Source organism: Pseudomonas umsongensis (genome assembly GCF_012647205.1).
In the GTDB taxonomy this organism is placed as follows: Bacteria; Pseudomonadota; Gammaproteobacteria; order Pseudomonadales; family Pseudomonadaceae; genus Aquipseudomonas; species Aquipseudomonas umsongensis.
In genome coordinates this window covers 3,390,342-3,408,587 of sequence record NZ_CP051487.1, presented here as the reverse complement: position 1 = coordinate 3,408,587, position 18,246 = coordinate 3,390,342, and the positions used below count along the sequence as shown (strand labels likewise).

20 protein-coding genes are annotated in these 18,246 nt (G+C 55.2%); 5 read left to right on the top strand and 15 right to left on the bottom strand.

Annotated features, from left to right (window positions below; genetic code table 11):
• Positions 1 to 106: 106 nt before the first annotated feature.
• From HGP31_RS15400 to HGP31_RS15365, 8 genes are all read right to left on the bottom strand, one after another.
• Positions 107 to 736 (bottom strand): glutathione S-transferase family protein, encoded by a 630-nt coding sequence (locus tag HGP31_RS15400; protein ID WP_168758123.1) that lies wholly within the window; start codon positions 734 to 736, stop codon positions 107 to 109.
• A gap of 137 nt (positions 737 to 873) precedes the next feature.
• The gene (gene cynR, locus HGP31_RS15395) at positions 874 to 1,758 is read right to left on the bottom strand and encodes a transcriptional regulator CynR (protein ID WP_168758122.1); all 885 of its coding nucleotides are present in this window, start codon (positions 1,756 to 1,758) and stop codon (positions 874 to 876) included.
• A gap of 316 nt (positions 1,759 to 2,074) precedes the next feature.
• Positions 2,075 to 2,698, bottom strand: a complete 624-nt coding sequence (locus HGP31_RS15390; protein ID WP_168758121.1) for a glutathione S-transferase family protein — start codon at positions 2,696 to 2,698, stop codon at positions 2,075 to 2,077.
• Positions 2,699 to 3,110: 412 nt separating this feature from the next.
• Positions 3,111 to 4,472, bottom strand: coding sequence for a glutathione-disulfide reductase (gene gorA / locus HGP31_RS15385; RefSeq protein ID WP_168758120.1), 1,362 nt, complete (start codon positions 4,470 to 4,472; stop codon positions 3,111 to 3,113).
• 46 nt (positions 4,473 to 4,518) lie between these two features.
• Positions 4,519 to 4,752 carry a hypothetical protein gene (locus HGP31_RS15380; protein ID WP_168758119.1) on the bottom strand — a complete coding sequence of 78 codons (234 nt, stop codon included), beginning with the start codon at positions 4,750 to 4,752 and terminating at the stop codon, positions 4,519 to 4,521.
• A gap of 108 nt (positions 4,753 to 4,860) precedes the next feature.
• On the bottom strand, positions 4,861 to 5,100 hold the full coding sequence (locus tag HGP31_RS30380; RefSeq protein ID WP_205896173.1) for a hypothetical protein: 240 nt from the start codon (positions 5,098 to 5,100) through the stop codon (positions 4,861 to 4,863).
• Entirely contained in the window at positions 5,097 to 5,672 is a 576-nt protein-coding gene (gene rclC, locus HGP31_RS15370; RefSeq protein WP_168758118.1) for a reactive chlorine resistance membrane protein RclC, read from the bottom strand. Before rclC ends, HGP31_RS30380 begins: the two co-directional genes overlap by 4 nt.
• A 174-nt stretch (positions 5,673 to 5,846) precedes the next feature.
• Positions 5,847 to 6,188, bottom strand: a complete 342-nt coding sequence (locus tag HGP31_RS15365; RefSeq protein ID WP_168758117.1) for a carboxymuconolactone decarboxylase family protein — start codon at positions 6,186 to 6,188, stop codon at positions 5,847 to 5,849.
• Positions 6,189 to 6,297: 109 nt separating this feature from the next.
• On the opposite strand from HGP31_RS15365, the gene HGP31_RS15360 reads away from it, so the two are divergent.
• From HGP31_RS15360 to HGP31_RS15350, 3 genes are all read left to right on the top strand, one after another.
• The gene (locus HGP31_RS15360) at positions 6,298 to 7,203 is read left to right on the top strand and encodes an AraC family transcriptional regulator (protein WP_168758116.1); all 906 of its coding nucleotides are present in this window, start codon (positions 6,298 to 6,300) and stop codon (positions 7,201 to 7,203) included.
• 309 nt (positions 7,204 to 7,512) lie between these two features.
• Positions 7,513 to 8,289: an alpha/beta fold hydrolase gene (locus tag HGP31_RS15355; protein WP_168758115.1), complete on the top strand. Its 777-nt coding sequence runs from the start codon at positions 7,513 to 7,515 to the stop codon at positions 8,287 to 8,289.
• A gap of 134 nt (positions 8,290 to 8,423) precedes the next feature.
• Complete coding sequence (locus HGP31_RS15350; protein ID WP_168758114.1) at positions 8,424 to 8,963, top strand: cytochrome P460 family protein; 540 nt, start codon at positions 8,424 to 8,426, stop codon at positions 8,961 to 8,963.
• A 279-nt stretch (positions 8,964 to 9,242) separates the two neighbouring features.
• On the opposite strand, the gene HGP31_RS15345 is transcribed toward HGP31_RS15350, so the two are convergent.
• The 4 genes from HGP31_RS15345 to HGP31_RS15330 all read right to left on the bottom strand — a co-directional run bounded on the left by HGP31_RS15345 (position 9,243) and on the right by HGP31_RS15330 (position 12,255).
• A complete protein-coding gene (locus HGP31_RS15345) occupies positions 9,243 to 9,731 on the bottom strand; it encodes a hypothetical protein (RefSeq protein WP_168758113.1) in 489 nt (162 codons plus the stop codon).
• 218 nt (positions 9,732 to 9,949) lie between these two features.
• Positions 9,950 to 10,126, bottom strand: a complete 177-nt coding sequence (locus tag HGP31_RS15340; RefSeq protein ID WP_168758112.1) for a hypothetical protein — start codon at positions 10,124 to 10,126, stop codon at positions 9,950 to 9,952.
• Positions 10,127 to 10,315: 189 nt separating this feature from the next.
• On the bottom strand, positions 10,316 to 10,846 hold the full coding sequence (locus HGP31_RS15335; RefSeq protein WP_168758111.1) for a hypothetical protein: 531 nt from the start codon (positions 10,844 to 10,846) through the stop codon (positions 10,316 to 10,318).
• Positions 10,847 to 11,301: 455 nt separating this feature from the next.
• Positions 11,302 to 12,255: an LLM class oxidoreductase gene (locus HGP31_RS15330; RefSeq protein WP_205896172.1), complete on the bottom strand. Its 954-nt coding sequence runs from the start codon at positions 12,253 to 12,255 to the stop codon at positions 11,302 to 11,304.
• A 370-nt stretch (positions 12,256 to 12,625) separates the two neighbouring features.
• On the opposite strand from HGP31_RS15330, the gene HGP31_RS15325 reads away from it, so the two are divergent.
• Together HGP31_RS15325 and HGP31_RS15320 are read left to right on the top strand one after the other, a co-directional pair.
• Positions 12,626 to 13,063, top strand: coding sequence for a nuclear transport factor 2 family protein (locus HGP31_RS15325; protein ID WP_168758110.1), 438 nt, complete (start codon positions 12,626 to 12,628; stop codon positions 13,061 to 13,063).
• A gap of 61 nt (positions 13,064 to 13,124) precedes the next feature.
• A complete protein-coding gene (locus HGP31_RS15320) occupies positions 13,125 to 13,475 on the top strand; it encodes a hypothetical protein (protein ID WP_168758109.1) in 351 nt (116 codons plus the stop codon).
• A 51-nt stretch (positions 13,476 to 13,526) separates the two neighbouring features.
• On the opposite strand, the gene HGP31_RS15315 is transcribed toward HGP31_RS15320, so the two are convergent.
• The 3 genes from HGP31_RS15315 to gcvPA form a co-directional block, all read right to left on the bottom strand.
• Entirely contained in the window at positions 13,527 to 15,149 is a 1,623-nt protein-coding gene (locus tag HGP31_RS15315; protein ID WP_017338345.1) for an acyl-CoA synthetase, read from the bottom strand.
• A 133-nt stretch (positions 15,150 to 15,282) separates the two neighbouring features.
• On the bottom strand, positions 15,283 to 16,839 hold the full coding sequence (gene gcvPB, locus HGP31_RS15310; RefSeq protein WP_150636859.1) for an aminomethyl-transferring glycine dehydrogenase subunit GcvPB: 1,557 nt from the start codon (positions 16,837 to 16,839) through the stop codon (positions 15,283 to 15,285).
• Positions 16,836 to 18,239, bottom strand: a complete 1,404-nt coding sequence (gene gcvPA / locus HGP31_RS15305; RefSeq protein ID WP_168758108.1) for an aminomethyl-transferring glycine dehydrogenase subunit GcvPA — start codon at positions 18,237 to 18,239, stop codon at positions 16,836 to 16,838. The genes gcvPB and gcvPA overlap by 4 nt, the downstream gene beginning before the upstream one ends.
• Between the last annotated feature and the right edge of the window lie 7 nt (positions 18,240 to 18,246).

Here is an 18,246-nt window from a genome sequence, read left to right as displayed (position 1 = left end):
CGTCGGCTGCTAGCAGCATGTACGTAAAGCGTCCTGGGGAGAACTGCGAAACAAGGAAAAGGAGCTTACCGGAGTTATTCTCCGGACAAGCTCCTTCTGAACCGAGTCAAGCCTCTTGCAAGCCTACAGCAGTACGTTGCATGCCAACGAAGTTCTGCAACCCTTCGATACGGCTCAACCAGGCACGGACATTCGGGTAGTCAGTCAGCGCCACGTTACCTTCCGGTGCGTGGGACACGTAAGTGTAGGCGGCAACATCGGCGACGGTCGGCTTGTCACCGGCCAGGAATTTGCTCTGACCCAGCTCCTCCTCCATGACCTTGAGCAGGGCATGAGAACGTTTGATCGTTTCTTCGGCGTCATAACCGGCACCAAACACGGTGATCAATCGCGCGGTGGCAGGGCCCGAATTGATTTGACCGGCGGCCACCGATAACCAGCGTTGAACCTTGGCTTGCTCTACCGGATCGGTCGGCAGCCATTGGCCCTTGCCATATTTGGCGGCGAGATAAGCCAAGATGGCGTTAGAGTCTGCCAGGACGGTGCCGTTGTCATCGATCACCGGCACTTGGCCAAAACGGTTGAGAGCCAGGAAGTCAGGCGCTTTGTGCGCGCCCTTCATCAGGTCCACGAATACCAGTTCGGTTGGCAGTCCCAGCAGGGACAGCATCAGTTCGACCCGATGAGAGTGGCCAGACAAAGGGTGACGATAAAGTTTGATCGCTTGCTGGGACATGACGTGCTCCGATTGTTGTTTGAGTTCGACCCGGTGATCGCGTCGATGGAGTTATCTTCCCCTCCTCTCGTAAACAGCGGAATGACCAGCAAATACAATCCAGCATTTCATTACGTGTAATGATCATTTTGCCAAACCTACTGCCCCACCGACACGCCCAACATCAAGTCCATAAAGGCCACTGACGCCGCGCTGTGATAGTTGTTTTTACGTCGTAACAGGGCGGCTCCGCGCCGTGGCCCCTTGTCCAGCAACGCGATCCTGCGCAGGGCTCTGTCCTGGGTAGCGATGGGCTCCGGAAGAATAGTGGCGACCGCCGTGTGCCGCATGACTTCCAGCAAAGTGTTGACCGAATTGACCTCGATCACCACCTTGGGTGTGATCTGCGTCTTGGCGAAGTACTCGTCAATACAGATGCGGGTGGCGAAGTCGGGAGTCAGCAACGCAAAGTCCAGTTGAGCAACCTGCTCGGCGGTTAACGGTTTTTTACAGTCGTACAACGGATGATCTCGCCCCACCACCAGCCCCAGGGTTTCAATAAAAGCTGGGATCGTTTCGATGTCCGGGTTTCGCACGTCATCAAACGCAATGGCGATATCCAGTGAGTCATCCGCCAGGCCGGTTTCGATATCTGCCATGGAGAGTTCAAAGATCTCCAGATGGATATTTGGATAGAGAGCCATGTAGTCGCGCATCAACGGTCCTACCAGGTAAGCCATGAACGTCGGCGTCATGGCCAGGCGCAGAGTGCCGCGGGACAGATCCTTCACATCGTGCAATGCGCGCTTGCCAGCTTCCAACTCAACCAATACTCGACGCGCACATTCGATGTAGGCCTGCCCCGCATCGGTAGGTTTTACCGTGCGCGAGGTTCGATCGAACAGCACTACGCCAAGCGTCTCTTCCAACTGTCGGATCTGTTGCGACAAGGTCGGCTGGGAAACATGCAGCGCCTCGGCTGCGCGGGTGAAGCCGGCGTTATCGGCGACAGCCAACAAATAGCGCAAGTGTCGTAGCAGCATGGGATGTTCCCTCTATAGGCCCTGCTTATGCGTACATTGTATATCGGTCTTGGATGCTATCGAGCGACCAGCAGAACATTGCTTCACACCCAAGCACCCAAGCACCCAAGCACCCAACAACCAACAACCAACAACCGACAACTGTCACCAAGCAAACCCGATAGGAGAAACACCACGCAACAGTCCCACGCGTACAACGAAACGGCCTCGAGCTGACCGCGAAAATCCTCGACGCCAAGGCGCGTTTATCAGCGCGAGAAGCGGTGTAGTAAAGTGCTAAGCACCACACTGGGTCTTCGCACCAAGATGGGGATGACTACTGCGGTGGTGTGGCCTTGAAGCTGGGTAGTGCCTGAATCCGATTCCACCAGTCAGCGAATCCGCTGATGGCAAATACTTGCTCCGCGTCCGGAGTCATCGCCAGATAAGCGCACGCCGGTGCCAGGTACAAATCGCCAATGCTCAACGCCGGGCCGGCAAGAAAAGGATCACTGCCTTTGATCTTCATCAACTCGGTTAGCACCAGTTTGGATTTTTCGATGCCCTGGAGGCGGGAGGCATCGTTCTGTCCTCCGATAAAGTCGGGGAACAGGTAATAACCGAAGACTGGAACCATCGAGCCATAGCCATAGGAGTCGTAGATTGACTGAGCCATATGACTCCTGGCTCGATCCCGAGGCATTTTTGGGGTAAGCGAAGTCCCAGGCAAGACCTCGTCCAGGTAACTCATGATCGCCGCCGTTTCGATCACCCTGAATCCATCGTGATCAATTACCGGCACCTTGCCGAATGCATTACGTGCAAGGTGTTCCGGTGAATGCGGCTCACCTTTCATCACGTTTACTTGTAGCTGATTGAACTCCGCACCTTTCTCCTTTAGCAGCATCTTTACCGTGCGTACGTATGGGCTGCCATCAAAACCATAGAGAGTGAGACTCATGACAATTGCTCCAACCTGGATGGACATTATCGAGACCCTGGCCTGCACTCCTTGTTGCGGTGCCAGAAGAATCGAGTCTGCAACACATCAAAAACGAGCTTGTCGGCATACGGGAGCAACGGGGGCGTGAAGGCCGCTTAGGAGGTCAACGTCAGTTTGACGCTGCTGTAACCGATGTTGGAGTTGGCGTACACCCGGGCAAGCCCATTCAATGTAGACCATCCAATGATGAGTGAACGGAGCATTGACGACGAGTTTCATCGAGGCTTACTTTCACTACTCCGTTCAAACCCAGCTCAATTCCAAGCAAAGGCGCGAGGCCGATTCCGCCTGTTCTTCAGTGCGAGCTTGCCTACCAACCGGATCGCAACGGCCGAAAACATGATGCCAGACGGCAACACATACCAGGCGCTCATGGGCCAGAGACTGGAGTACGCAAGGTCACAAACTCTTCTGCTGAGGTCGGGTGCACGCCGATCGTTTCATCGAACAGTCGCTTGGTGGCACCCGCTTTGAGCGCGATGGCCAAGCCCTGGATGATGTCTCCTGCATCGGGACCCACCATGTGCGCGCCCAGTACACGATCAGTACGAGCATCCACCACCAGCTTCATCAGCGTCTGTTCGGATGACTCCGTGAGGGTCAGTTTCATCGGTTTGAATCGGCTCTCGAACACCACGACTTTGTGGCCGTTTTCGAGCGCTTGTTCCTCCGTCAGGCCAACGGTGCCGATGTTGGGCTGGCTGAATACCGCCGTGGGGATGTGGCGGTAATCCACTGGACGATATTGCTCGGGTTTGAACAGTCGGCGTGCAACTGCCATACCTTCCGCTGTCGCCACTGGAGTCAGTTGCACTCGGCCAATCACATCACCCAATGCAAGAATCGATGACTCGTGAGTTTCGAAATTGTCATTAACGTCGATGTATCCCCGCTCGTTGAGTTCGACGCGCGTATTTTCCAGCCCCAGATTGTCGAGCATCGGCCGCCGACCCGTGGCGTAGAAAATGCTGTCAGCCTCTAGTTGACGACCGTCGTTGAGCGTCGCCAGCAGGCTGCTATCTGACTGTTTGTCGATCCGCACTATATCGGTGTTGAATTGCAGTTGCAGTCCACGCTTGGTCAGTTCTTCAACCAGATGCGTGCGAACTGATTTGTCAAATCCACGGAGAAAAAGATCGCCGCGATACAGCAGAGTCGTGTCGGTACCCAGGCCGTTGAAGATTCCGGCGAACTCGACGGCGATATAACCGCCACCGACAACCAGAACGCGTTTCGGCAGCTGCTTGAGAAAGAACGCCTCATTCGAGGTGATGGCATGTTCGCGGCCTGGAATCTCCGGAATTTGCGGCCAGCCGCCTGTGGCAATCAAAATGCGTTCGGCGCTGAAACGCTGCCCATTGATCTCCACATGATGCGCATCGGCCAGTCGTGCATGACCTTCAAGCAGTGTTACGCCGCTGTTGACCAGCAGTTTGCGGTAAATGCCATTGAGCCGTTCGATCTCACGGTTCTTGTTTGAGATCAATTTTTCCCAGTCGAATTGGGCCTTGCCAGCAGTCCAGCCAAAGCCCTCGGCCTGCTCAAAGTCGTCTGCAAAATGCGACCCATAGACCAGCAGCTTTTTCGGTACGCAACCGACGTTGACGCAGGTGCCACCGAGATAGCGACTTTCCGCTACCGCTACTCTCGCACCGAATCCTGCGGCAAAACGCGCTGCACGCACACCACCGGAACCTGCCCCGATCACAAATAAGTCAAAGTCGTAGGTCATCTCAATTCTCTGCAAGGCAGCACTACACAGGTGCTGTCGAATGTCGTTAAAGGGGAGAAAAACGAAGTTTCAATGCACGAAAAAATGGCGCACACCGTTTCAAGACCGAAGTCTTGTTCTGGTGCGTATTGAATCTGTGCGTGACAGGCGCCGCCCTGGATTCGCTAGCCAGCGCCCCCATCAGGTGTGGCAACAAGAAGCCGCCTTCGAATTCGGTAGCGTTCATGGCTGGAGTGTCCAACCAAAGATTACCGTCGCAGGAATGAGTCACTTCAATCATGTGGGGACTCCCAGGGTGGACAACGAATTAACCCGAAATGAGCAATTGCTTCTGAGGGCCAGTCTCGCCATCTAAAGGCGATTAGAGAACAAGCACGGATGTCATGACTTAATTGTGCTGGGTGAAACAATCCGGTGATGCATTGCTCTGGAAATGTATCTGGAAGAGCGGACGCCTTTTCGCCCGCAGCGCGATTCTCTCCGGCGATGGCGTGTAGGTTTTGGCGATATCGAGGGGCACCCCAGTCCGAGCAACCTCCTCCGCCGGTGCGGCCAAGGCGCTGCTGGATAAGATGGCAAACGTCAGAGCCATCACGGGTTTCCAGATATTTTCCGATAAGCGATTCATGCGCGACTTTCCCGCAGGAGCTGGCGAGCGGAGTCGGCCATGACGGGTAAAGAGCCGGCAAGCATCAACACGTCCTTGAGCACCAGACGACCGCCACCGGACAAGTAAGGAAAACCGTGTTGAGCGTCACCGAGAGCACCCACCCAGGCTTCGGGCGTAGTGATCAGAAAGCTCAACGTCACCAGTGGCGTGCCGAAGGCCAATGCACCACCGAGCAACCCGGTGCGTCGAGAGATCGGGTTGGACAGCACCAACAAGCCGATCAGCAGTTCGACAATACCCAATCCGGTCGAGAACCCATATGTGTTGTTGGCTGTCTGCCAAGCGCGCTTCTCGACGTTCAGTTCACCTTCATGAGTCAGGTGTGCCTTGTACTCTTGCGGGTGTTCATAGAAGAACGACATGAACGGGCTGTTGGCGACAAACGGGGTGATGCTGTCCGCCTCATAGGGCACGAACTTGAGCGCGCCAATCCACAGGAAAACAACGCCGATTGCCAGGCGCATAAGCGATGCGCCAAAGGTGTCCAGCTTGCTGATGAATTTTAACCAGGCCGTAAATGAAGTGAGCATGAGACTTCTCCAGAAGATTGAATGTGGAGGTAGTCTGCGGTGTCAACGAACGGTGTTTTTGTTCGTCATGCTCAAGTTGTTGCTTGATCGTCTCAAGGTGTCCTCGACGTTCTGATTGCGTAAAAAAACCTCGACACTTTGCAGCGCCGAGGCTCTAGGTGAACACATGGCGGGCTAGTTTTTCAGCGAGTCAAACGCTTCAAGTGTGCGCAGCGAATAGATGTATGCAGCACCTGCGTTCATCGAGATGGCGGTGGCCAACGTAGCGGCCACTTCTTCTCGACTCGCGCCAGCTTTAATCGCAGTGTTCGTATGAGCAGCGATACACCCGTCGCACCGAGTAGTAACAGCGACGGCGATCGAGATAAGCTCGCGTGTTTTGACATCCAGCACATCGTTTTCGGCAGCGGCTTCACCAAGGGCCATGTAAGCCTTGACCATTTTTGGATTGCTCTTGCCCAGTGCGCCGAAGGCTTTCTGGATAGTGGGCAACAATTCGGACCAATTACTGAACATTGCATAAACTCCTGACCGGGTAGGTGTACTGTTTCAACACGTTCAGTTTTCTACTGTGGTGAGATTCAGGTTTGTTCAATCCGCTCAGTTTTTTCTGCGAAGCTCTCAAATGAATTCAATCGACAAACTCATCAGCTTGGCCAACGTTCGGGGCAGCCTGGATCTGCGTTGCCAGTTTCAGGGGGATTGGGCTCGAGATCACGAACAGGAAGCCTTGGGGAAAGCGCCCTATCACATTGTGTTGGAGGGAGCGTGCCGAGTGGAGTTTCCGGATGGTCAGCGCCTCCCCATGCACGCCGGTGATATTTTGCTGCTGCCCAGGGGTGCACCACATGTCATGCATAGCCTTGGGAAAACGGTACAACCAACATCACCGACACTCGTCTCAGGTGGGATTTTGCCAACATACCGCATTGGGAATGTCAGCACAGATCTGGACATGCTGTGTGGTGGCTTTCACTACAATCGGGCTTCGATGTTGTTTGCAGCTCTACCTGAGTACCTGGCGATTTCCGGTGGGGCCTTAGCGGACAATGGCGTGTTAACGGCGTTGGTCGAGATATTGCGCAGTGAAGCAGATGGCGATCAGATAGGTGCTCGATTTTTGCTCGATGCGTTATCTCAAGCGTTGTTCACTTTGATTCTGCGCGCGCATCTGGTAAGTCACGGTCAAGACAGCGGCACGCTTGCATTACTCAGTGATAAACGTTTGGGGCGTGCCTGGCAGGCGATGCTGGCTGACCCTGCTTACGAATGGACAATTGAGGGCCTGGCCGAGACCGCGAGTATGTCTCGTGCAACATTTATGCGGGCTTTTGTAAAGGTGGCCGGCGTTTCACCGTGGGTGTTGCTTACGCAGGTCCGGATGGAATTGGCCTTCAGCCTACTGAGTCATTCTCACTTGGGATTGAGCGATATTGCGGCCCAGGTTGGGTATCAATCGCAGGCGGCGTTCAGCAAGAAATTCAAGGAGATTTATGGTGAGGCACCAGGTCGGGTGCGGCGCGGAATTTAACTTTCTCCGAGCTTTCCATCTGGCGGAGAACAATGCGCTCGAAAGGAAGGATCTCCCCATTGAGAACGTATCCACGACCATTTCACGCAGTGAAACAGAAGATTGTTTTTTCTGGTCGTTCTCACCCTCTTGATTCAAGCAGACGATGACCCTCGCAGTTGCCCGATTTGCTGTCGGTCATAGAGGCGCGTGTTTAAAACGTTCCATGGACGCTATGCCACTCCCCTTCCCTTGGGACGCATAGGCGCCTCCACATCAATGTCAAATCGCCCCCACTGCGTCAAATCTATTCACATACAGGAACATGAGATGAACAAGTTATTCGCAGGTCTGGCCCTGGCGACGGCGATGGTCAGTTCGACCGCTGCGCTCGCTGCTCCGGTCAAACCAACCGTGGTGCTGGTGCACGGTGCCTTCGCCGATTCCAGCTCTTGGAATGGTGTAATCAAGATCTTGGAGAAAGATGGCTACCCGGTGATCGCAGCCTCCAACCCTCTTCGTTCGCTCAAGGGCGACGCACAATCGGTAGCTGATGTGCTGGCCAGCATCAAGACACCCATCGTCTTGGTCGGTCACTCTTATGGCGGTCCAGTTATCAGCGAAGCTGCCTACGGAAATGCCAACGTCAAAGCTCTGGTGTACGTCGCCGGTATTGCACCCGATACAGGTGAATCCACTGCCGACTTGGCTGGCCGTTTCCCAGGTAACACCCTGGGTCCAACCCTGGCTCCGCCCGTTGAATTGGCCGACGGCGGTAAGGACCTCTACATCCAACAGGACAAGTTTCACGATCAGTTCGCTGCAGACGTGTCGAACGCCGACGCGAAAGTGATGGCTGCGACCCAACGCCCTGTGACCGCAGCAGCGCTCAATGAAAAGTCGAGCGAACCCGCGTGGAAAACGATCCCTTCATGGTTCGTTTACGGCGACAAGGACAAGAACATTCCGGCACAAGCCCAAGTGTTCATGGCTGAACGTGCACACGCCAAAAAGACCGTTGTGGTCAAAGGCGCGTCCCATGTCGTGATGGTATCCAATCCGAAGGTTGTTGCCAGCCTGATTGAAACGGCTGCCACCGCCAAATGACGACTGCTCGCAACCGTCAATGGAGCGGTCGCGGCATTCGATCTACCGCATCTGGCCGCAAGGCCGGATGCACTTGCAGACCCTCGACAATAAAGTCGACAAAACTGCGTACATTCATAATTGGAGAATTTGTGATGACTTCAAAATTGCTTGTTCTAACCGCGACCGTCAGTTTTCTCTGTGGGCTAGTTTTTTCAGTTGCTGCATCCGCTGATTCAACCGCTGGCCCAGTCGCAGAAGGATCTCCAGTGTTTGGCGTAACACTCCCGCCGGGCTACCGAAATTGGCAGTTCGTCAGCATCGCTCATGAAGAAGGTGACAAGCCTGACATTCGAGTCATTCTGGGAAATGATGTCGCGATGAAGGCATTTCGGGATGGAACTCTTCCATTTCCAGATGGCACGATCATCGCTCGACTCGCTTACAAGTATGAGTCTTCCGCGCAAAACAATGCCGCCTTTGGCCGGGAACAATCGTTCATCGCTGGGGAGCCCACCAACGTCCAGATCGAAGTCAAAGACTCTAAGCGTTATGCCAGCACGGGCGGATGGGGCTACGGGCAGTTTGAAAAAGGCAAGCCCAATCCCAGTGAACAGATCATCAATGGCTGCTTCGCTTGCCATAAGAAATTGCCCCCAGCGACGGACCTGATCTTCACAAAATACTCCGAGTAACTGACAGTCTCAGGTACTCAGCTTCGTATCGATGGCCAGGTAAAGCTCGGCAAGCCTCCTTCAGCAAGCTGACGATTTAACAAGGACTCGATTTCTCCGACTCGGATCGAGGACTTCTGCCCACCAAGCTTTGCGTTGATCCTGGACAGATGATTTCTTCTCATGATTGTGCTCATGCCTTGTCCTCCTCGCAGGTGGATCAGTCGCAGTGCATGGGGCAACACCCTTACCGAAAGGCTCGGGTGTTGCACGCAGTTTTTTGCAGCCGCCCACCTTGCATCACGAACCCATACTCCAGGTTCCAGTTCCCCCGAAGCTGAGACCTGTTCCTGCTCCAGCGCCAACCAATGTCCCAATGGAGGTTGAGCCGCGCCAGAAATGAATTAGTGCGCCTATGGCAACAGGTTGTAGGTACCAACTGCATTCGCCTATCAGATCTTTAGGTGGCAAGCTGAAAAAGGTGGTTGAATTCCCTCCAGCGTATACTCCTCCTCCAGCGCCTACGCCGCCGCCATCGCCGTGGAACTGCATTACCTCGCCAGTTTCATATGTCAAGTAACACTCTAGCCTGATATAGAATGCTGCCCAATAGTCGAAGCGGTATGATTTTATTTGGTACTCTACTGTCGTCTCCACAAGTGCTGCCGGGTCTATTTTGCCTGGATACTTTTGGGCGAACATCTTTTTGTGCTCTAAGATCTCGGCATTTCTTTGTTTGTAGATCTGCTCGACGATGTGATCTATCGAGATTTTAGTTTGAGTGTCCATTGTTGTTGCTCTTTATGCGCGGAAAGAGGTAGAGGTTTGTTCTTTGCCTAGGGGTGAGCATTGACTCGCACCTAACCCTAGCATCAATAATTTAGGTGTAAAGTTGAATGAAAGACTGATCTGAAATAAGTCAAATCAAGAATTGCGATATGGCGGCCGCGAAAACTGAGTGCAACACTTCACCCTCCAGTAAGGTGCCGCCATGTCAGCTCCGAACTCTAATATCGCCTTACGTTGGTTTTCCGTTCCACTGCGCCTCGAACCCCTACCTCTGGCTCAGAGAACAGGTCGTACTGCTCAGGCGCAGGTCCAAGTGCCGGCTCGAACAGGTCGGGCCGGTCGTCGTCTTCGTCTTCGTCGTCTTCGTCGTCGGGGATGACAATATAGGTAGGCATGACGGTGTGCTCCTACCGCCCATTCGGGCGGTGGCCATGTTTAGCGGCATTTCTTGAGCGGCCCGCAAGTCTGGATAAATCGCCGCACCTTTGAGTGTAGCCCTCCATCGCCAGTGGCAGGCGGACGCCTTTTCCGTTACAGCCGCTCTACGGCGCGCTGGGCGCGTCCGGCAAGGGCGTCTGTCGTCGCTAGCGCAAGTTCCGCGTCAATGGGGAGCAATACTGTCTGGCCGATGAACAATCAAAGATCATGGCTCCAGTGACATCTGAAGGTAGATCCCATAAGAAACGAAACTCCTTCTGATGCGAATATCGCTCTTGCTTGATGAAGTGCTTTCCCGCGTTAACTATCTGTCCGGTTCTGTGTGAAAGTTCTTGGCGATTTACGTCGTTGCCAGGAAAGCCAAGTACGGCCTTGTGCTGGTTATACAGGCATTGGCCAAAGGTATATGAAGAGGCGCTAATTGAGCCTGCAATAGCTTCGGAGAAGTCACGAGGGTCTGCAATCACAAACCCAGAGTTATAACTAAACCTACCCATGGGTGTTTGGTCAATGCCTCCGACGGAGGTGCAGAACATGCGCTGGTTAAATCCGCAGCCGTATTTGCCGCCGATCACGCCGAAAGGCGTTTTTGCCACGAGGGTGACAATGCCCTCTTCATTGTCACCGATCTCTGGGTGGTCGTATGCGTTGAATCGCCCCCGATTTACTAGACGCATGACCGGCCGGTTTGGGTCGATTGCAGCCCATCGTGGCAGGCTGCAATCGGCCGATTCTGTTGAAAAAGTCGGTTCTCCCAGACTGCCCCCCTACTGACCGCTGAAAACGTCTTTTGTGCGCGTCGATACGCGAAATCTGAGCCCCGAATCCCATGCTCAAAGTAAAGATTTCAATCTCAAGCGCGTACTTTTCTGTCGTGGAAACCATGGCCGACTTTTTCAACAGAATCGGCCAAAAACAGTCGTTGGAAAACTCTATGGGTCCAACAGTTTTTCCCACCATTGCTAGGTTTTCCAACTGTTCCGCGTTAGCCGTCTTCGTGCTGGCTATGCTCCATGGTAAAGCGATTCAAGCCAAGTCGGGCTTCAGTCGCGATACCCTGAACGCGGTAGTCGACCAAGCCTTGTAGCCTTGTCCATCAAAATCGACCGTTCCGTTTTGCTTAGCTTCATTGTCACGCTTCTGGATAGTTGCCAGCAAAATAAGGAACCACGTACTCACCCAGCTCCTGAACGACTTCGTGCGCAGGGCGGCGACCGTATTTGAGATTCAAGCCGACATGGTTGACCCCTATCTCTCTCAACGTTTGCAGGTAATGGATCAGGAAACGATGGCCTGACCTGAATCCGAGATGAATAGGCGTGGCTGCTTCTTCCGGATCTGGCGAGAGATCAACATAAAGTGACTGCGAGAATGGCTTGAAACCTTGAGTCAACGACCGCCATTTTTTAATCGTCACTGCCTGTTGCACCACGTCCTGCGGATAGTAGAGCCAACCGTCGGCATGATTGGCGATCCACTCCAGCGATTGACGCGAGTGTCCCGTAACCATAACAGGGATGGTGCCCAGTAGAGGCTTGGGTAGAAGGTCTGCGACGGACAGTTCTACCCTAGACGTGGAGATCCTTGGCGACTCTTCGCTCCATACACGGCGCATCACCGCCAATGCTTCCTGAAACAATTCCTGGCGTTTTTCGAGAGAGGCGTTGAAGGCCGAGAACTCGGTTGGCCGGTCCCCTGTCGCAAGACCAAGCACGAGGCGCTGCCCCGACAGTCTGTCTACCGAAGCTGCTGCCTTGGCGAGATGCAAGGGATGACGCAAGGTCGAAACGATGCTGCCCGTCGCGAGCGCGATACGGGTCGTCTGCGCCGCCACATATCCCATGAATACCCATGGGTCATAAATGTGGCCCACATCACCGAACGAAGGAACATTCAGAGGAACATCCCTGAAATACACCGCCGAAAATCCGTAGAGTTCCGCCATTTGCGCGGTACTGATCTGTCGCGCTAAATCCATCTCCGGGATAGCCCCTGCGTAGGATTCAATCGCGAAGTAAAGCCCAAGAGTCAGGTGCCCCTCGCGGTACATGGCCGAGTATCCGCGGTGATCTTTGAAGTCATGCATGTTTGACGATTGATCCAAGTGAAGAAGTGCCGCAGGCAATCTCCTGGCCAAGCCTGGTTGGACAGAAGCTTGCTACATACGCCATGTATGCAGAGCAAAATACAACATACAATCCGTATGTCAATCGACAGATGTGCCCCTTCACCACAAAAAATCCCCTGCTGCTCAATCGATTTCTACGAAAGCCCAGCCTTCCATCGCTCCAGGATTTACGAAAAAACATACGGTATGCATGCCGCTTGACATGCGTAGCGTATGTTAAATGGCATTACTAACATACGCAGCGTATGAGAAATTCCGCCACACGGACGCCATACCTTCATCACCCGCAGAAAAGTTCCAACACCACGTAAGCAAACAGGGAGTATTCATGATCGACAGTCTCGTTGGGTACCAGTCGCCCTCCATGATTTCCGACACCGCGACCCGGGAGTCACTCAATGCCTTTATCACGAAAGTCCTGCAGGGTTTTTCCACGCCTAGCTCGGACGTCGCCAAGTACTTCACCGATCCGGACGTCGCGATCGCCGGCTCAGGCCTGGACGAGTTCTTCATGGGGACCGAAGCGGTACAAAATGGCGTGACGTGGGTGACCACCCTGAACATCCGATGGGAACCACGACTGGTGGTGTCCTGGATACGCGGTGACATTGCCTGGGCGCAGATCCGAATCGACGGCCACACGTTTGAAAACGCTGAGCCAACGGTCGTCCAGTACGTTACGACCGGGGTATTCCAGCGCAAGGGCGACGGCTGGACCTGGTTGTACTGGGGTGGCAGCGAACCGCAAAAAGTAGCTCGGCTGTAATCAGATACTGCCGCAAGTTCGACCAGATCCGAGGCCGTTAACTCCTAGCATTCCTTTACAGATGGACGACAACGGTGGTCAACAAACGAGTGGATTGCCGCTTACGGTCAAGGTTCGTAATCCCCCAACCCAGCCTGTTTACCCAACCTCGATTTCCCGTCTCCTCCCCACCATCGGTATTGCACCGGAGGCCCAGATGCCTTTTTTCAGAACCTATGCCTTTCATCTCGACAATGCTTCGCTTGAGAAGTATTGCCGACCCGCTGATTTTTTTGCCTGCGATACGTTGATGCAGGAAGAGGTCGGCGAGCTTGGCGTCCCCCACGCCAATAAAACCTGCGAACAGGATCTGCAAACGCTGAAGCCTTCAGCCAACCATCAGCCTTCTCCATTTAAACTGGAGAGAGGCTGATAGCCTTTGCCGGCTACTCCAGCTAACGCGCTCTAAACTTGGGCACTCTTTTCAGAGTGCCTTGGCCCAATCGCGCAACAAGTACTTTTGGATCTTGCCTGTCGATGTTTTCGGCAACTCGATGAACACCACGGTTTTCGGCAATTTGAAGCCCGCCAGATGTTCACGACAGAACAGGATGATATCGGCTTCCCGGGTGTTCTGATAATCGACTTTGAGCTTGATGAAGGCGCAAGGAGTTTCGCCCCACTTTTCGTCCGGACGGGCGACCACTGCGGCCTCCAGTACTGCCGGGTGACGATAGAGAACGTCTTCGACCTCGATGGTGGAAATGTTCTCGCCGCCCGAGATAATGATGTCCTTTAGGCGATCCTTGATTTCGACATAACCGTCAGGGTGACGCACCGCCAGGTCGCCGGTATGGAACCAGCCGCCTTCGAACGCTTCACTTGTCGCTTCGGTGTTCTTCAAATAGCCCTTCATGATCGTGTTCCCGCGCATGAAGATTTCGCCGACACTTGTGCCGTCCAAGGGGACAGGTTCAAGGGTTTTCGGATCGGCAACCATCAGCCCTTCCAGGGTCGGATAGCGCACGCCCTGGCGCGACTTGATCCTTGCGCGCTCATTCAGCGGTTGCTCGTCCCACTGGTCATGCCAGGCGCAAACGGTCACCGGGCCGTAAACCTCAGTCAGCCCATAGACGTGTGTGACCTTGATGCCCATCTCCTCGACCGCACCGATGACTTTGGCCGGCGGTGCGGCGCCCGCCAGCATGGCGTCGACCGGATGATCGAAGGCAGCCTTGGACGAGTCTGGCAGATTGACCAACGCATTGAGGACAATCGGCGCACCACACAAATGGCTGACCCGATGTTGATGAATCAAAGTGAGAATTTTCTGCGGATCGACCCGACGCAGGAATACATGAGTCCCAGCCAACGCAGTCACCGTCCATGGATAGCACCAGCCGTTGCAATGAAACATCGGCAAGGTCCACAAATACACCGGGTGGTGCCCCATGGCCCAAGTCATCTGATTTCCCAGTGAATTGAGATAGGCCCCGCGGTGGTGGTAAATGACCCCCTTGGGATTCCCCGTGGTGCCGGATGTGTAGTTGAGCGAGATGGCTTGCCATTCATCCTCAGGCCATTGCCAGGCGAACTGTGGATCACCTTCAGCGAGGAAGGCTTCATAGTCCAGCGTGCTAACCGCGCTGCCTTCGCCGTACTCCGGGTCGTCCACATCGACAACCAGTGGCGGATGAGAGAGCAAGCTTAAGGCTTCACGAATAACAGCGTGGAACTCCCGATCGGTGATCAACACCTTGGCTTCGCCGTGCTCAAGCATGAAGGCAATAGCTTGCGCATCCAGCCGCACGTTCAGGGTATTGAGTACAGCGCCGATCATCGGCACGCCAAAGTGGGCTTCGAGCATGGCCGGGATGTTGGGGAGCATCACTGCCACGGTATCGCCCTTGCCGATACCCCTCTGGCTTAGTGCGCCAGCCAGGCGCCGGCAACGTTCATAGGTCTCTTGCCAGTTGCGGCGGATGGCGCCGTGGATCACGGCGGGATACTCACCGTAGACAGAGGCTGTGCGCTCGATGAAGCTCAGCGGAGAAAGGGCGATATGGTTGACTGCCGAGGGCGCCAGGCCCGTTTCGAAAATCGACATGAGGTTATCCTGTGGGGGAAATCACCAGCCTGTTTTACTGTGCTGGAAACCTCCGATGGCTGATTGTTAGCTCTGATCAGGTTTCAAAACGGCCCTGCCTGATCAACGGGGCCGCTGCGTGCAAACGCCAGGTTCAAGCAGTCTGTTGCTTGGTTTTGCGCAGGTGCGCACGCCAGGTCATGGCCCAATGAGCCGGGTCTTCCAGCGGTGCGCTCTTCAACCGGTGAATCGCCTGGTTGTGCGGCGAGGTCTTGACGATCGCCGGATTCGAGTAAGCCTCGTCGGATATGTGCGCAAGCACCGCAATCCAGGTGTCCAGCGCCTCTTTACCGTACATCTCGCCTGCCTCGGGGGTGAACGGCTCCGGTACCAGCCACGGGTGGTGACTGCTCCACATCGGATCAATACCGAAATCGCTCATGCGGTTTTGCACGTCATGGACGTCGACTCCGGTTTCCTCCTTGAGTTGCTCAAGGCTGTAGCGCGTCATCTCCATCCGGTGGCTTTTAGCCTCAGGGTGTGAACGAGTCACGCCACGAATAGCCAGCAAGCCTTTTTCCATGTAGTTGTTGGCCAGTACCGAAATGTCCGACGCCTCAGCCATCCCTTTTGCGCCCATGGCGCGGGACCAAGCGTAGGCCTTGAGGATGACCGGAACGTTGCCCCAGAACTCGCGGATCTTGCCGGCACTCTGCGGACGGTCGTAATCCAGGCTGTATCGTTCACCGTCAAAGGCCACCACCGGTGCCGGCAGGAACGGTGCAAGTTCTGCCGAACAACCATAGGCGCCCACTGCCGGGCCTCCCACTCCACTTTTCGGTGCGCCGAACGTCTTGTGGAGCATGAACATGCACGCGTCGAAACCGAGCTCTCGCGCACGAATCTTAGTCATCGCGCCGTTGAAGTTTGCATGGTCGTAGAAGCACAGACCGCCCGCTTCATGCACCACGCGCACCCACTCACGAATTTCCGGGTTGTACACGCCCATGTCGTCGGGGTTGTTCACCATCAGCGCTGCCGTGCGGTTGGACACGGCGGCCTTCAGGGATTCGAGCGACGGGTAACCGTTCTCTTCGATCATCAGGGTGATGACCTTGAACCCGGCGGCAGCTGCCGTCGCGGCGCTGCTGGGGTGCGTCTGGATGGTGGTGATGATCTCGTCACGCTGCTCCAGTTCGCCACGGGAAGCATGGTAGGCACGGGTCACCGCGCAACTGGTGTACGCCGCGTCAGCACCGCCGCCTGCCTGGAAGATGAACTGGTCCATCCCGGACAACTCGCGCAGAATCGTGTCCATGCCATGCACGACTTCGAGCGCGCCTTGCAGGGTGTCCTCGTCCTGATGTGGATGCACGTGAGTAATTTCAGGGCGCCATGCCATCGCCTCGTTGATCTGCGCGTTGTACTTCATGGTGCAGGTGCCGAACAGGCTGATGTTCATCATGCCCAGGGTCTGCTGCGACAGGCGCAAGTAGTGATACAACACCTCGGGCTCGGACAGTTCCGGCAACGCCGGTTTGCTGGAGCGCCTCATGTTCGCGGGAATCAAATCGACGGCGCTGCCGACAGCCGCTTGCACGTCAGCCTCAACGTCGGAAAAGATCACACCGCGACGGCCGGGATAGCCCATCTCCAGAATGACGGGTTCGCTCCAGACGGGAGCATGGTATTCCTTGAGTGGAGTGCTCATTGTGCGATTACCTCTTTAAGTGCAGCAGTCAGGCGCTGAATATCGGCTTGTGTGTGAATCTCGGTGACGCAGTACAGGGCGCTGGCCCCAAGCGCCGGAAAGTCGTGAGTCAGATCTTTGCCGCCGAAGATCCCGAGCGCGAGCAACTGCTTGTTGATGTCCTTCACGCTCAGCCCAGTGGCGTCGAAATTCACCACGAACTCCTTGAAGAAACCGGAAGGGAATGTCACTGCCAGACCGGGAACTTCACTCAGCAACTTCGCCGCGTAGTGAGCACGTTGCAGGATGAGATTGCCTACATCCTCGAAGCCCTTTGGTCCCATCATCGCCATGTAGACGGCATTGGCGATGGCCCACATGTAGACCGAATGACCGGTCCAGTCATTCCCCTTGTCACGCAAGCCGTAGGACGATTGTTCGAACAAGCTCAGGCCAAAACCATATTCGCCGGGCTTGGTGGTTTCGGCGATACTGATGAACAGCGTCGGGTATTGGTGGGCGTACAGTTCTGAGTCGCGGGTTGCAATGAAGCCGCTGACCCCGCCACCACAGTTCATATGCACGCCGAGCGGCTGAGTGGTACCCACTACGATGTCGGCGCCGAAATCAATCGGTGCGGCCATCACGCCGAGGGAGATCGGATCGACCCCAACGATGACTTCGGCACCCGCTGCATGGGCAATGGCGGCGATTTCGGCCCCTTGCTGTTCGATCACACCGAAATAAGACGGTGTTTCGAAATAGACCGCAGCCGTTTGCGCACCGATCGAGGCACGGAGGTGATCAATATCGAGCAAGCCGGTTTTCGGGTCAAAGTCGACGAGTCGCACGACGATGTGGCCCGGCATTTCCACGGGTTCGCAGTAGTTGCGGATGATGGAAAGCCGCTCAGGATCGATGGCACGGACCACCGCCACTTCGCTGCGCCCGGTAATTCGGGTTGCCATGCGAATGGCGTGACCCGCAGCGCAACCCCAGCTGCGCACCGGCAGGCCGACCAGATCCATGTTCAGCAGCTCGCCGAGCTGGCTGCAGAACTCGAACCAGGCTTGATTGCGACCGTGGTCGGAGCTCGGCTCACCAAACACCGAGGTCAGCCATTCATTACGGCGCACGACTTCGTCGCACGCTGCCGGAACGTGATGCTGCCAACAGCCGGCGCCCAGGAAGTTAAGGTTTTGCTCGCAGGTCTTGTTTTTCGACAGCGTGCTGAGCAGATGCCGACGCAGCTCGCTCTCGTTGAGCGCCGGCGGCAAATCAATCGGACGTTGCAGGCGGTGTTCATTGGGAATTTGCTGGAACAACTCCTCAATGCTGTCTACACCGATCGAGTCGAGCATCTCCTGTTTGAGTGCAGGAACAGAATTCGCCATGTAGGGGTGGGCGACATGATTACTCATGGGGTTA

What these genes read in the sequence shown, in the direction of transcription:
- HGP31_RS15400 (WP_168758123.1), bottom strand. Translation starts at nt 736, where the DNA reads ATGTCCCAGCAAGCGATCAAACTTTATCGTCACCCTTTGTCTGGCCAC.
- cynR (WP_168758122.1), bottom strand. Translation starts at nt 1,758, where the DNA reads ATGCTGCTACGACACTTGCGCTATTTGTTGGCTGTCGCCGATAACGCC.
- HGP31_RS15390 (WP_168758121.1), bottom strand. Translation starts at nt 2,698, where the DNA reads ATGAGTCTCACTCTCTATGGTTTTGATGGCAGCCCATACGTACGCACG.
- gorA (WP_168758120.1), bottom strand. Translation starts at nt 4,472, where the DNA reads ATGACCTACGACTTTGACTTATTTGTGATCGGGGCAGGTTCCGGTGGT.
- HGP31_RS15380 (WP_168758119.1), bottom strand. Translation starts at nt 4,752, where the DNA reads ATGATTGAAGTGACTCATTCCTGCGACGGTAATCTTTGGTTGGACACT.
- HGP31_RS30380 (WP_205896173.1), bottom strand. Translation starts at nt 5,100, where the DNA reads ATGAATCGCTTATCGGAAAATATCTGGAAACCCGTGATGGCTCTGACG.
- rclC (WP_168758118.1), bottom strand. Translation starts at nt 5,672, where the DNA reads ATGCTCACTTCATTTACGGCCTGGTTAAAATTCATCAGCAAGCTGGAC.
- HGP31_RS15365 (WP_168758117.1), bottom strand. Translation starts at nt 6,188, where the DNA reads ATGTTCAGTAATTGGTCCGAATTGTTGCCCACTATCCAGAAAGCCTTC.
- HGP31_RS15360 (WP_168758116.1), top strand. Translation starts at nt 6,298, where the DNA reads ATGAATTCAATCGACAAACTCATCAGCTTGGCCAACGTTCGGGGCAGC.
- HGP31_RS15355 (WP_168758115.1), top strand. Translation starts at nt 7,513, where the DNA reads ATGAACAAGTTATTCGCAGGTCTGGCCCTGGCGACGGCGATGGTCAGT.
- HGP31_RS15350 (WP_168758114.1), top strand. Translation starts at nt 8,424, where the DNA reads ATGACTTCAAAATTGCTTGTTCTAACCGCGACCGTCAGTTTTCTCTGT.
- HGP31_RS15345 (WP_168758113.1), bottom strand. Translation starts at nt 9,731, where the DNA reads ATGGACACTCAAACTAAAATCTCGATAGATCACATCGTCGAGCAGATC.
- HGP31_RS15340 (WP_168758112.1), bottom strand. Translation starts at nt 10,126, where the DNA reads ATGCCTACCTATATTGTCATCCCCGACGACGAAGACGACGAAGACGAA.
- HGP31_RS15335 (WP_168758111.1), bottom strand. Translation starts at nt 10,846, where the DNA reads ATGCGTCTAGTAAATCGGGGGCGATTCAACGCATACGACCACCCAGAG.
- HGP31_RS15330 (WP_205896172.1), bottom strand. Translation starts at nt 12,255, where the DNA reads ATGCATGACTTCAAAGATCACCGCGGATACTCGGCCATGTACCGCGAG.
- HGP31_RS15325 (WP_168758110.1), top strand. Translation starts at nt 12,626, where the DNA reads ATGATCGACAGTCTCGTTGGGTACCAGTCGCCCTCCATGATTTCCGAC.
- HGP31_RS15320 (WP_168758109.1), top strand. Translation starts at nt 13,125, where the DNA reads ATGGACGACAACGGTGGTCAACAAACGAGTGGATTGCCGCTTACGGTC.
- HGP31_RS15315 (WP_017338345.1), bottom strand. Translation starts at nt 15,149, where the DNA reads ATGTCGATTTTCGAAACGGGCCTGGCGCCCTCGGCAGTCAACCATATC.
- gcvPB (WP_150636859.1), bottom strand. Translation starts at nt 16,839, where the DNA reads ATGAGCACTCCACTCAAGGAATACCATGCTCCCGTCTGGAGCGAACCC.
- gcvPA (WP_168758108.1), bottom strand. Translation starts at nt 18,239, where the DNA reads ATGAGTAATCATGTCGCCCACCCCTACATGGCGAATTCTGTTCCTGCA.